This is a genomic window from Secundilactobacillus paracollinoides DSM 15502 = JCM 11969 (genome assembly GCF_001311135.1).
GTDB lineage: Bacteria > Bacillota > Bacilli > Lactobacillales > Lactobacillaceae > Secundilactobacillus > Secundilactobacillus paracollinoides.
On the sequence record NZ_BBAG01000071.1, the window covers coordinates 1 to 11,738 of the forward strand.

The 11,738-nt window shown below is 48.3% G+C and carries 13 protein-coding genes; 10 read left to right on the forward strand and 3 right to left on the reverse strand.

Going from position 1 to position 11,738, the window contains the following annotated elements; all coding sequences use genetic code 11:
• From JCM11969_RS18100 to JCM11969_RS20540, 8 genes are all read left to right on the forward strand, one after another.
• On the forward strand, positions 1–844 hold an 844-nt coding region (locus tag JCM11969_RS18100; protein WP_225353329.1), incomplete at its 5' end, for a DUF5776 domain-containing protein.
• 43 nt (positions 845–887) lie between these two features.
• Positions 888–1,664 carry a DUF4430 domain-containing protein gene (locus JCM11969_RS14545; protein ID WP_054712257.1) on the forward strand — a complete coding sequence of 259 codons (777 nt, stop codon included), beginning with the start codon at positions 888–890 and terminating at the stop codon, positions 1,662–1,664.
• 39 nt (positions 1,665–1,703) lie between these two features.
• The gene (locus tag JCM11969_RS14550; protein ID WP_054712260.1) at positions 1,704–2,669 is read left to right on the forward strand and encodes a prenyltransferase/squalene oxidase repeat-containing protein; all 966 of its coding nucleotides are present in this window, start codon (positions 1,704–1,706) and stop codon (positions 2,667–2,669) included.
• Between the two features lie 32 nt (positions 2,670–2,701).
• Positions 2,702–3,568 carry a DUF4430 domain-containing protein gene (locus tag JCM11969_RS14555; RefSeq protein ID WP_054712263.1) on the forward strand — a complete coding sequence of 289 codons (867 nt, stop codon included), beginning with the start codon at positions 2,702–2,704 and terminating at the stop codon, positions 3,566–3,568.
• On the forward strand, positions 3,520–4,461 hold the full coding sequence (locus JCM11969_RS14560) for an energy-coupling factor transporter transmembrane component T (RefSeq protein WP_082409401.1): 942 nt from the start codon (positions 3,520–3,522) through the stop codon (positions 4,459–4,461). Before JCM11969_RS14555 ends, JCM11969_RS14560 begins: the two co-directional genes overlap by 49 nt.
• Positions 4,440–6,095: an ABC transporter ATP-binding protein gene (locus JCM11969_RS14565; protein WP_054712269.1), complete on the forward strand. Its 1,656-nt coding sequence runs from the start codon at positions 4,440–4,442 to the stop codon at positions 6,093–6,095. Before JCM11969_RS14560 ends, JCM11969_RS14565 begins: the two co-directional genes overlap by 22 nt.
• Positions 6,092–6,505, forward strand: coding sequence for an ECF transporter S component family protein (locus JCM11969_RS20535; RefSeq protein ID WP_369523246.1), 414 nt, complete (start codon positions 6,092–6,094; stop codon positions 6,503–6,505). The genes JCM11969_RS14565 and JCM11969_RS20535 overlap by 4 nt, the downstream gene beginning before the upstream one ends.
• Positions 6,487–6,825 carry a hypothetical protein gene (locus JCM11969_RS20540; protein WP_369523247.1) on the forward strand — a complete coding sequence of 113 codons (339 nt, stop codon included), beginning with the start codon at positions 6,487–6,489 and terminating at the stop codon, positions 6,823–6,825. The genes JCM11969_RS20535 and JCM11969_RS20540 overlap by 19 nt, the downstream gene beginning before the upstream one ends.
• Positions 6,826–7,342: 517 nt before the next feature.
• Here JCM11969_RS20540 and JCM11969_RS14575 read toward each other — a convergent pair.
• The 3 genes from JCM11969_RS14575 to JCM11969_RS14585 all read right to left on the reverse strand — a co-directional run bounded on the left by JCM11969_RS14575 (position 7,343) and on the right by JCM11969_RS14585 (position 9,542).
• A complete protein-coding gene (locus JCM11969_RS14575; protein WP_054712272.1) occupies positions 7,343–7,570 on the reverse strand; it encodes a hypothetical protein in 228 nt (75 codons plus the stop codon).
• Positions 7,557–8,090, reverse strand: a complete 534-nt coding sequence (locus tag JCM11969_RS14580) for a hypothetical protein (protein ID WP_054712275.1) — start codon at positions 8,088–8,090, stop codon at positions 7,557–7,559. The genes JCM11969_RS14575 and JCM11969_RS14580 overlap by 14 nt, the downstream gene beginning before the upstream one ends.
• Positions 8,091–8,543: 453 nt before the next feature.
• Complete coding sequence (locus tag JCM11969_RS14585) at positions 8,544–9,542, reverse strand: apurinic/apyrimidinic endonuclease family protein (RefSeq protein ID WP_054712277.1); 999 nt, start codon at positions 9,540–9,542, stop codon at positions 8,544–8,546.
• 341 nt (positions 9,543–9,883) lie between these two features.
• Between JCM11969_RS14585 and JCM11969_RS14590 the strand changes: the two genes are divergently transcribed.
• Positions 9,884–10,327 carry a hypothetical protein gene (locus JCM11969_RS14590; RefSeq protein ID WP_156319391.1) on the forward strand — a complete coding sequence of 148 codons (444 nt, stop codon included), beginning with the start codon at positions 9,884–9,886 and terminating at the stop codon, positions 10,325–10,327.
• A gap of 15 nt (positions 10,328–10,342) precedes the next feature.
• Positions 10,343–10,912: a hypothetical protein gene (locus JCM11969_RS14595; RefSeq protein WP_054712279.1), complete on the forward strand. Its 570-nt coding sequence runs from the start codon at positions 10,343–10,345 to the stop codon at positions 10,910–10,912.
• Positions 10,913–11,738 lie beyond the last annotated feature (826 nt).

Sequence of the window (11,738 nt, forward strand, 5' to 3'; positions counted from 1 at the left end):
TATTGAAAAGAGTGTTGTCGATACGGCTCAAACAGCTGGTATTTCTATGATTCAAAGTATTACCGCAACGCACACTGCGGTGACCACGGCACAAAAAAATGCGGCGATTAACGCAATTATTAGCTCAGGAAATACAAAGAAGTTGGCTATTCAAAATGATGTGACAATTGTGGCTAACGACAAAATTAACGCCTATGCTGCCATCGATAAGATTGTTTCAGATTATGAAGTAAAAATTAACGCAGTAACTAAGACGGCAGATCTTGCCACACTACAATCGGCTGGAATTACCGCCGTTAACGCGTACACCGTGACTGGGACACCCCAAACTGACGCAACGAAGACATCATCAACTGATGACACAGTAAAGGCAACGACTACAACCAAGAAGTCAACCTCAACCAATAAGTACGTTTACGCTACTACCAGCATCAAGGTCTATAAGAGTTCTACTCTCAAAGGTAAAACAATTGCCAGCTATGGTAAGAAGACGCGTCAAAACCGGCCGACCTTCCAAATCCTCAAAGCAATCAAGAACAGTGCTGGTAAGACCGTTTACCAAGTAAAGGACCTCACCGTTAATAAGAAGGGTTACATTACCAGCAGTTCAAGTTCGGTTGGCAATCTTTATTACCAAACAAAAGCTGCTAAGGTAAAGGTCATCGACAATAAAGGTGTTAACCGCTACAAGAAGAGCAACCTGTCTGGTAAGACCTATCACTACAAGAAGGGTGCCATTATTAAGGTGAAGTCAATTACCAAGTACAAGAATGCGACACGCTTTAAGTTAAGCAATGGGCAGTACATCACTGCGAACAAGACGTTTGTGATTACTGTTGGCTAAAGTTTCACATGCACGTAGTTTAGAATCAAAGGGGAATCGTTAAATGTCAAAGAAGAAAATATTCGCGATCATCGCTAGTTTGGTCATTATATTTGGCCTGGGCTTCGCGGGCTACAGTGCGATGCACAAATCTGCAAGTAACAATAGCTATACTACGCAGAAACAGGACAAAAGTAAGACCAGTAGCTCTGAAAGCAGTAGTAGTGCACCCGAGAAGGCGGAAAAAGCTGTTTCCTCTAGTGCCAGCTCTGCCGCAACAAGCAGCAACGGTACGACCACTACCGACGCCAGCGGTAAGGTATCAAAGCTTAAGGATGGTAACAGTACTGGGACGACCGGTACAAACGGATCAACTGGTACAACCAAGAGTACGACTGGCAGTAAGAAGAGTGGTGTTAAATCTGTAACCGCATCGGCTACTACTCATAAGACAACCGCTCATGCTACTACGTCACACGCTGCAACCTGCAGCTTGATTGTCCGTGGCCCAATTAGTTCGGGAAACAAAGTGTTGCTTTCAGCGTCAAATATTCGTATTCACAGTGGTGATAAGGTCAGCACTGTTTTGAAGCGAGTTACTGCTGAGAAACATGTCGCACTTTCTTACCAAGGTGCTGGTGCCAGCATTTATATTCGGGGTATCAAAGGCCTGTTTGAATTTGACAAGGGTTCCGGCAGTGGTTGGTTGTACTCAGTGAACAACAAGTTCCCAGGTTATTCAGCTGGGAAGTATAAGGTGAAATCCGGCGACAAGATTCAGTGGCTGTACACTGAAAACCTTGGGAAAGACCGGGACGCACCACAGGTTACACAAAAGTAGGGTTTAAATTGAATTGAACAGGATGTTAGGAGGAACAACATGGTGAAGGGTAAGAAACTACTGTATGGGTTACTCAGCGTTTGCGCCACAGCGTTAGTAGGTGTGTCATTATCTGGCGTAACCACGCCAACTGCTCACGCGGCAACTGCTAGTTACACGAAAGCAATCAACGCTGGGGCTAGTTATATCAAGACAAAGACCACTAAGAGTGATCTGGATGCCTGGGATGCTTTGGCTGTTAAACGGTCACCGTATGGTATGAGTTCTAAGGCGAAGGCAGTATTCAAAAAGGAATTAGCTGCCCACTTTAAAAGCTTAGACGGTCACTATTCTGCTGTCGATTATGAACGCAGCATGATTGGGGCATTGTCTATTGGCAGCAACCCAGAGAAGTATGAGAGCACTAACCTGGTTTCCGGTATTATCAAGACCGCACCTAAGTCTAACGCTGGAATTAACGGTAAAATTTGGGGCATTATTGCACTGAGTTCCAAGAACTATGGCAGCAAAAGTAACGCCGCTGTGAAGACCTTGGTTAGTCAGGTCGTTAAAGCACAGAACTCTGCCGGTGGTTGGGCAATTTCAGGAACAGCTAGTGATGTTGATGTAACTGGGATGGCCCTGATGGCTTTGAGTATGCACAAGAGTTATTCAGGCGTAAAAACAGCAATCAGTAAAGCAACTAGTTTGTTGAAGAACAAAGCCTATCAAAAATCTGGTGATTTCATCATCGCCAGCGCTTTCACTACCAAAGCCAACTCAGATTCAAACGCAATGGCTTTAGCTGGGTTATCAGCTGCCGGTGTCAACACGGATACTTATAAGGGTACAAGCAGTATTACGCCTGTAAAGCGGCTGATGAAGTTCCAGAAATCAACGGGCCAGTTCCGCTGGTTATGGAATAGTAATACTGGTGCGTTGCACATGTCTACACAACAAGCAACCTATGCACTAGAACAGTATCGGAACTACAAATTACACAAGGGTTCGATTTTTAGCTTCTAGAGTAGTCAAGAAATCATTAGGGAGATGTCAAAATGAAGTTCAATAAACTTGTCAAAGTACTTGCAGGTGTGATGCTACTTGGGGGCGGTCTATTTATCGGCGCTAACCTCAATACTCCTGCCGCACAAACCACAACGGCACAGGCGAAGACTAAGAGTACCAAGGTCGTTAAGGTCACCTATAAGAAATTAGCCAAGAAGGCTTATCACGTGACAAAGGGAACTTTCTACAGCACCAGCAAGTTAACAAAGGCGAACCACTATGCTGTTCACTATAAGAATACAACATTCTACACTTCAGAACAGGGAACGGTTAAGCGTGCTAATGGCAAAAAGGCCATTTACTATTACGTCAAATCAAGTAATGGTAAGGTCAAGGGTTGGATTTGGCACAGCTATCTGATCAAGGGTAAAGCACCTGCTGCCAAGAAGACAACGACCACTACGTCAACGACAAAGACGCCAACAACTAGTACCACAACTAGCGGATCCACGACAACACCACAAGCACCGATTACATCTCTTGTCGGTGAATCTACTAGTTCATCAGACACTGAACAAGCAACTGTTAATGTTTATGGACCTTTGAGTCAAGGAAATAAGATTTTGGTTTCAGGCACTGTTGACTTTACTGCTGGAGCAACTGTCGCAAGTGTACTACAGACTTTATGTAACAATTCAGGAGTTTCAGTAAGTATTAGTGGAACAGGAACTTCGCTTTATGTTCGCGGTATTGATAATCTTTTTGAAAAAGACACGACTGCAACGAGTGGGTGGATTTATAGTGTTAATGGCACATTTCCAAGTTACAGTGCAGGTGCCTACAAAGTTCAAAGTGGAGATGTAGTTCAATGGATGTACACGGAGACGAAAGGCGATCGAGGCTGGACAGGTCAATAGGGAAAAAGCCGCACCTTGTCTTTGAACAACTGAATCCGTGGGTCACGTTCACCTATTACGTGGTGACGATTGCTTGCTCCATGATCTTCATTCAACCGATTTTTCTGCTGGTTGAACTGCTGCTCATTTTGGCCGTGAACTTTATGTCCAAGAGCAACAAACAGGTCTGGGGCGTGCTTGAGGGGAGTCTGTTTATGATGGCATTCATCATGATCTTGAATCCCCTGATCAACAACCGCGGGGCCCACGTGATCTGGTCCTTTGGTGGAACAGTCATTACCGTTGAAGCTGTGGTTTACGGCTTCATGATGGCCGTTTCGCTGATCATCGTCTTGTTGATTTTCATTTTCTACAACAAGATCCTGACCAGTCAAAAATTTATGTATTTATTCTCACGGATCTCACCGAAACTGACGCTGCTGACGATGATCACATTGCGGTTCGTCCCACTTTTCATTCGTCGGTTCAAAAATATCACCCAGGTCCAATCGCTTCGTGGTATCGACGTCAGTCAGGGGTCCGCACGCAAACGCAGTATTGGTGTCATGAAACTAATGGAAGTGTTGCTAGTAAGTTCCTTTAACAACGCGTTACAAACCGCTGATTCGATGAGCGCCCGCGGGTTTTCCAGCGGCGCTAAACGGTCCAGTTACCAGCGTTACCGGTTTACGAGCCAGGATGTGTTCTCGCTGTGCTGGTATCTGCCGCTAACCATCTTTTGTTTCTACATGGCGTCTAAGGGCGTCGGTCGGATGGTCGTTTACCCGTCACTCGGGACGGCTGGCCTGTCCGGGATGGGCATCGTCGTGTTAGTAGGTGTCATTCTTCTATATAGTTTTCCAATCATTTTAGAAGCATGGGAGTGGCTGTGGTGGAACTTATTAAAACTGTAGGCTTAAATTTTGAATACGCGTTAGCCGACCATAAGAGTCTAAACGACGTCAGCCTCAGCGTTGACAGCAGTGACTTTATCACCGTTGCCGGCAGCTCCGGCAGCGGCAAGACCACGCTGTTGCGCCAAATGAAGCCGGAACTCTGGCCGGTGGGCAAACGGACCGGGGAGATCTACTTCGAAGGTCAGAAGATCTTCAAGCTTTCCGCGGCCGACAGTGCCCAAAATATCGGGATGGTGTTTCAAAGCCCTGACGACCAGCTCGTGATGGACAACGTCATTCAAGAATTAGCCTTTTCATTAGAAAACATCGGGTTGCCGGCCAGCACGATTCAAAAACGAATCGCCGAACTGGTCAGCTTCCTTGGCCTGCAGGACATCCTGTACGAAAACGTGCAGAATTTGTCTGGCGGTCAAAAACAGATGGTCAACTTGGCTGCTGTGCTGATTCTCCGGCCGAAATTGTTGCTGCTGGACGAACCGACGGCGCAGTTGGACCCAATTGCCACCAAGGATTTTGTCTCGTTGCTGAAACGCATCCACGATGAACTCGGGATCGCCATCGTCATGAACGAACACGTGTTAGACGATGTCCTGCCGCTGTCCAACAAACTGTGGATCGTTAAGGACGGCGAACTGGCGTATTCTGGCGAGGTGAGTTCGGTTCTCAAACAACTGTGGGATGAACCAACCCTACGCAGTTTTGTGCCAGACGTGCCGTACATTTTCTTGAACACGGGTCTGACCGACAAGATGCCGCTGAAACAGTTGCTGCTGACGGTGGTTGCTGGCCGCGACGTGTTGCAGGAGACGCAGACCAAGTTCGACGAAAACTTAATTCAGCATGCCACCCATGATGATGCTGACGCGGTTGCCAAGATTTCCCACATTTCGTTTGAGTACGATAAAAACGGTTATTACGTTTTGGACGACGTGAATTTAACGGTGCATCAGAACGATTGGCTGGCGATTATCGGCAAGAACGGGACCGGAAAAACGACGCTGCTGAAGGTCATGATGGGGCTGTTGCCGGCACGGCGAGGGTCCGCTAAATTGCTGGGCAAACGGTTGAAGTCGTGGGAAAAGGATAAGGACACGTTCCACAAGGAAGTGGCCTACCTGTCCCAGACACCGTCTGAATATTTCAGTTATGATTCGATCACTGAAGAGTACGTCGAACGCGGCAAACAGTTGGGATTGGATGATCCTGAAGATGCCGCAAAACGGATGCTTGAAGAGATGACCATCAGCCACATCGCGGGGCAGAACCCGCACGATGCCAGTGGTGGCGAGCAGCAGTTGATTGCGCTCGGACTCCTTTTGTTGTCACAGCCGAAACTATTGTTGCTGGACGAACCGACGAAGGGGTTGGATCCGATTCGGCGGATGGCGCTTGGCCGCATCCTGAAGAACCTGCAGACCGACCATGGGTTGACGATTATCATGGTCAGCCACGATATGACCTTTAGTGCTAAGTTCGCAAACCAGTGCGCGTTGCTGTTTGACGGCAAAGTCGTTTCCCAAGACGAACCGCATAAGTTCTTCGAGGAAAACTTCTTCTATACGACCACGATCAACCGGATGCTGCGGTATCAGCTGCCCGACGTGATCGACCGCGAGGAGGTCATTCAATGACAACCTTGATGCATCACATCAAACGAAATGGCGGTTACCTCATATCGCTTGCCGTCATGATCCTCTGCCTGGTCTGGATCGTCTACTTCAACGGCGACCAACATTACCTGATCTTGAGCTTTGCCTGCCTGGTGGTCAGCATGCTGCCATTTTACTGGCACTTTGAAAACCGGCAGTCAGAGGCGCGAGAAGTCGTGTTCATTGCTGTGCTGGTAACGATCGGTGCCCTTGGCCGGGTCGCACTGGCGGCCATTCCTGACGTGAAGCCCACCAGCTTTATCGTCATCATGGCCGGGTTAGTCCTCGGTCCAGAAGCGGGGTTCATTGTGGGCTCCACCTCTGCTATCGTTTCCAACATTTTTCTTGGGCAAGGGCCTGGACACCCTGGCAAATGTTTGCCTGGGGCATGATGGGCGTCACCGCTGGGTTGATCCGCAACTTCAAATGGGCGCACAACCGGTACTACCTCGCCGCACTTGGAGTCGTTTACGGGTTTTTGTTCGGCTGGATCATGGATCTCTGGTACGCACTGGTCTACGTCTCGCCACTGACCCTTAAAACGTTCATTGCAGCCTATGTTGCCAGCTTTTACTTTGACCTGACTCACGGGATTACGACTGCTGTTTTGCTGTTTCTGTTCTATGAGTCCTGGTACCGGATCATTACGCGGTTTAAGTATAAGTATGGGTTGGGCGATGTGCAGGATCAGTTGGATAAGAGCGATTTCTAGTGGTGTTTGGGAATTGTCGGAACGCGTTTCAGCTATGTTGCCGAGAAAAACTGTTAAGTTCGCTGCATTGCGCGATTTGACACTCCGTCGTGGTGGCTCGCGATGGAGCTAACTCGATTTCCGCTGTGCGGCTCTCGAGTGGATCTTCATCGTCTCGCACATCAGTAACCGACCAAAGAACGGTCGCTAACTGATGTCGACACCACGACTCCGTGCCAAATCGCTCCATTCCGCTGACATTCTGCTAAATTTAGCTGTTTGTTAAACATCGAATGCCAGTCAAAGCTGGTTCCTAGAGAATCCGCCCTCGACTGCGTGATACCTTGTTTCAGCGAAGCTTGGTACAGTGTTAGTGGATGCGATAATGTCACTGACAGTTTCTAATGAATTGAATTTAATTTAAAGGATGGTCTCTGTGTATCATGCAGACCCATTCTTTTTGTTTTGACCGGCTTTAATTGTGAAGTAAAAAAACAATCCTCGCCATCGAAATCGACATCGAGGATTGTTTTTTGATTTAAAAGTGAACGGTTTGTAAGACCAGTTGCACCGCTAAGATACCCAGGGTCAGGTAAACGATCATGTGCTGCATGCGCACATAGCGGTTATATTCCTTGTGCCGCTGTTCGTCTGACTTATGGGTAAAGTCTTCGGCCATCAGCACTTCGGCCTGCAGGAGGTCCGTATGCATCAGGTACATGGACAGCAGGGCAATCAAGTACTCGCGGTCATCACCGTCCGGCAATCGATTTGCCTGGTCGTGCACCACGTCCAGCTGATCCGTTGTCAGCGGCTCTTTTGGCATGTCCGTCATGAGGTATTCTGGCATGCTGGTGAGCTTTTGGTACTCCTGCCAGAGGATTATGCACGATGGTGTTAAAGAACCGTCTCGGCAGCCAAATACGGTTGCTGGTAATCAACCTGCTTGTCAGCCACGCCAGCGACCCGAACAGCAGGATGAAAATGACCATGCTGATAATGTCCGTGACGTTGCTGGTCCCCACTAGGGTGATGTGCGCAATTGATGGCAGACAGGCAACGAGAATCGGAATGATGTATAGGCGCATCAACGCAAATGCCGTTTGGCTTCGGCCTTCTTGCGACTGCAATGACGTCCTGATCGCACTGAGATACTGCGTCATCATGGTAAACTGGCCCTCATAATCCTCATAGGACACGATCTGCTTGGCAAATATCCGCACAAAGTAGAAGGCGACTACTGCGTTGATGATCAACATAATCATGTTAAATTGAAATTGACTCATTGTGCCTCCCTTGGGTTTACATGTGGTTCTAAGTTCGTTGCATTGCGCGATTTGGCACTCCGCTGTGGTGGCTCGCGAATGAGCTAATTCGATTTCTGCTGCGCAGCTCTCGAATGGATCTCATTCGACTCGCATATCACTAGGTGGCCGAAACCCTCGCCCACCAAGTGATATCGGCACCACAACTCCGTGCCAAATCGCTCCATTTCACTGACCGTGAGCTAACTGCTAACAAGACATAAATACCGAAATACAGTCAAAACAAGTTTGTGGAGAATCCGCCCTCGACTGCGGTTATCCGATTGTCAGCGAATCTCTCTACGGTTGTTGTTCAGTGGGTTCGGGTCGATTGCGATGTGTAATGTCCTCAGAGTTGCCAATACCTTGAATGCTAGTCAACAGCAAGTATCAGCGCAGTGGAGCCGACCGGCGGAACGAAGCGGAAGATAGCTGCTATTTCAAGACACCAAGTGCAGACATCTGAGCGCCGATCCGCTCGCCCCATTCCGCATGGGTGCGGTGGGCGAGTTCGTTGACGATGAAGTCGGGTTGGACGCAATCGACGACTTGTTGGATGGCGGGGTCCTCGAATGGCAGGTGCATGTCAATCTTGCCGATGCGGTCGTAGACTTGGGCGAACTGGTCGAGGTAGGACGCGTCCTTGTTAAACGGTAGGTCCTTGGCCACTTCAGCGAAGTAACCGGCCCGTGTTTTAACGCTGCAGTTGATGTGCATCCCCTTGATATAGGGGAGAATCTCAGCGTTGTTGGATAACACGTGCAGGATGTAGTCGCTGGCTTCTTTTTGCGTCGTCAGCTCCAGATTCGTATTTGTCAGGTGGCCGGTGTCGAGCACGATGCCGACGTTTGGCACTTTGACGGCGTCCAATAGGGTCGTTGGGAAATCCGTATCCAGCAGATCCATACCGCCGATGGTCAGGTTTTCAAATAAGAAATCGTAATCCATCACGTCATGGTAGCGGTCGTACAGTGTGTTGACGAAATCAATCGTGTCGTCCAGAATGCGCTGTTGCTTGGCCGGATCGGTGTGCAGCGCGTCGAAGTGGTACAGCTCATCTAACGTTGTGTCGCCCACGTGATAAACGACGTACTTGACGCCCAGCTCGTGTGCTTTAGTCAGCTGCTGACCGTAAACGTCGATGAGGCCTTCCTTGTCCTTTGCTTGGTAAAATTGCGTCCAAGCATCCTCGGACCCAAATTCGGTCATGAGGGCGTCATGGTTGTTTTCCCACAGCGGCATCCAGGTGGGATAAAAACTTAAATGCAGACCCTGCACCATATCTGGTTTGATTTTTGGCGACACATCGTTGCCCACCAGGATGCCTTCGACGCCCTGGCAGTTGTATTGTGTGTAGAAGTCCCGTAGTGCCTGTTCGCTATCGAATTCATCGACCGATTGGCGGTTTAGGGGCATGTTGATTAGATAGTCCATGGTTTTCTTCTTTCATACTTTTGGGTTGCGTGGTGGTTTTAAAACTTTCTTGGCTACCACGCCGAAACGCGTTTCGGGAAACTGAGACCGGCCGCGTAAGGAACTTAGTGGTAAATCCAGAACCGTGATTTACCACTAAGTTCCCTTACGCTCTGGTCTCACCCGTTTCCCTTCACGCTCTAAATTATACCCTAACCCACCCTCAATTTAACCCCTTACATTGGGATAATGACTTGCTTGCGACAAAGTGAGCGACTATGCTACAATTTTACTAACGAGTTGAGAAGTAACGGTAGTCGGCGAAGTAAAACCATTAACCGACGCTTAAAATTAAGGAGTTTATGATGTTAAAAAAGCAACTGGTGTCGCTGGGTATCGTGTCGTGGGTCTTGTTTTCCGTTGTTAATCTGCTAATGTCGTCAAAATTTGTTAAACTAGGTCAACAGGTGACGACAAGTGATATTATGAAGTCACTCATTATTTCAGCGGTGCTCTACTTCGTGCCAATTGTGATCGGTGCGATGGGGCATAACGCTGGCTACTATGTATTAGCGTTGGTCATTATCATTTATTCGGTCGGGCTGATCAATGTCATTTTAACCATGTTTTATGGCAGCAGTGCGAATATGACGATTAAAGCGCTGATGATCTTTGCCGGCATCGCCGTCCTTGTGTTCAACGGGTACTGGATGATCCTTGCCTTTCGATACCGGCATAGTCTGGATAATGTGCGCGACGAAAAGAAGTATCAGGAATTGAAACGACAACAGGAACAACAAAAATAATAATCGAGGTCTAATATGGATATTGCGGTAGCAGACTTTATTGAAAAGGTAGAAACAGAACAGGTCACGAGCCAAACGTTTGAGATCACGCGGGGTGCGCTGGACCAGCAGGGCGACAAGGCGGTACTGACACCGATCGTTGAATTCGTTGCGGAAACGGTGAAGAAGGGGGAGCTGGCGTCAGCAATCCTCTCCTTTACGGATGCCGAAATCGAATTTCGCTTGGAGACCAGCATCATCAACCTGCCATTGCGGTACGTGAACACCATCAAAAAGATGTTGTCTGACGAAGACGATATGGCGGTCAACATTTACAGTGTGCTGGAGTCGCCAGATGTGAACCAGTCGTCATTGCGCATCGATAAGGTGGCCTCTGTGGACGATTTTCAGGCGCATCAGGATGTCATGGCAGAATCCATTGGCGAGTGGCTAGATACGCAGTTAGCTGCGATTAAGACCAACGAAGAACATCGGGCTGAAACGGATGCCTTGAAGGCCAAGGAAGAGACTGAGTCTGACAAGAAACCGGCTAAGAAGACGGCCGCTAAAAAGACTGCAAAGAAGACCACGAAAAAGGAATCTTAGTGAAGTTTAGCTTCACAAGGGTGACGAAACGTGGTACTCTGGTTTTATGCGATGAGTCGAGAATAATCACGTCGTCAGTAATGACGGTCTGCGCAAGCGGCTAGGTGATTTTCTGGCAGCGGGCACGATTTTCCCACCGTATTTGTGGGTGCCATGGTTCAAAGGAAATGTGGATTTCTGAGAACTCACTTAGCGATAAGGGGCTGCGTTTGATCCTCACAACCAGTTTACTGGCTGTGAGGATTTTTTTTGCGCTCATTTAGTTCAGTTGTATCTGTCCGTTGCATTGCGCGATTTGGCACTCCGCAGTGGTGGCTCGCGAATGAGCTAATTCGATTTCTGCTGCGCAGCTCTCGAATGGATCTCATTCGACTCGCATATCACTAGGTGGCCGAAGACCTCGCCCACCAAGTGATATCGACACCACAGCTCCGTGCCAAATCGCTCCATTCCACTGACTGTGAATCTACTGTTGACCACAGTTAAGTATCGAAATGCAGTCAAAACTAGTTCGTAGAGAATCCGCCCTCGACTGCTAATACTCTCATCGTCAGCTAATCTCTCTGTGTTGGTCGTGTTTCTATCAATTAAGATGGGTAGATTTAGTCACTCCGAAGGTCATGATTGTAAAATCTAAGACAGTGTTGGTGAATGTTAGCCGGTTTTACGATGTTGCCCAGTGAACCAATATAACTTTACCAGCAAGTATCAGCGTAGTGGAGCCGGTCGGCCCTGCAGGCAGTAGTGTCGGTGGTTGTTGGCGAGGGTTTTGTCCTCGCCTACAACCACGGGAGACGGAGGAGATCCTTGAATTTCTGCCAAGAAA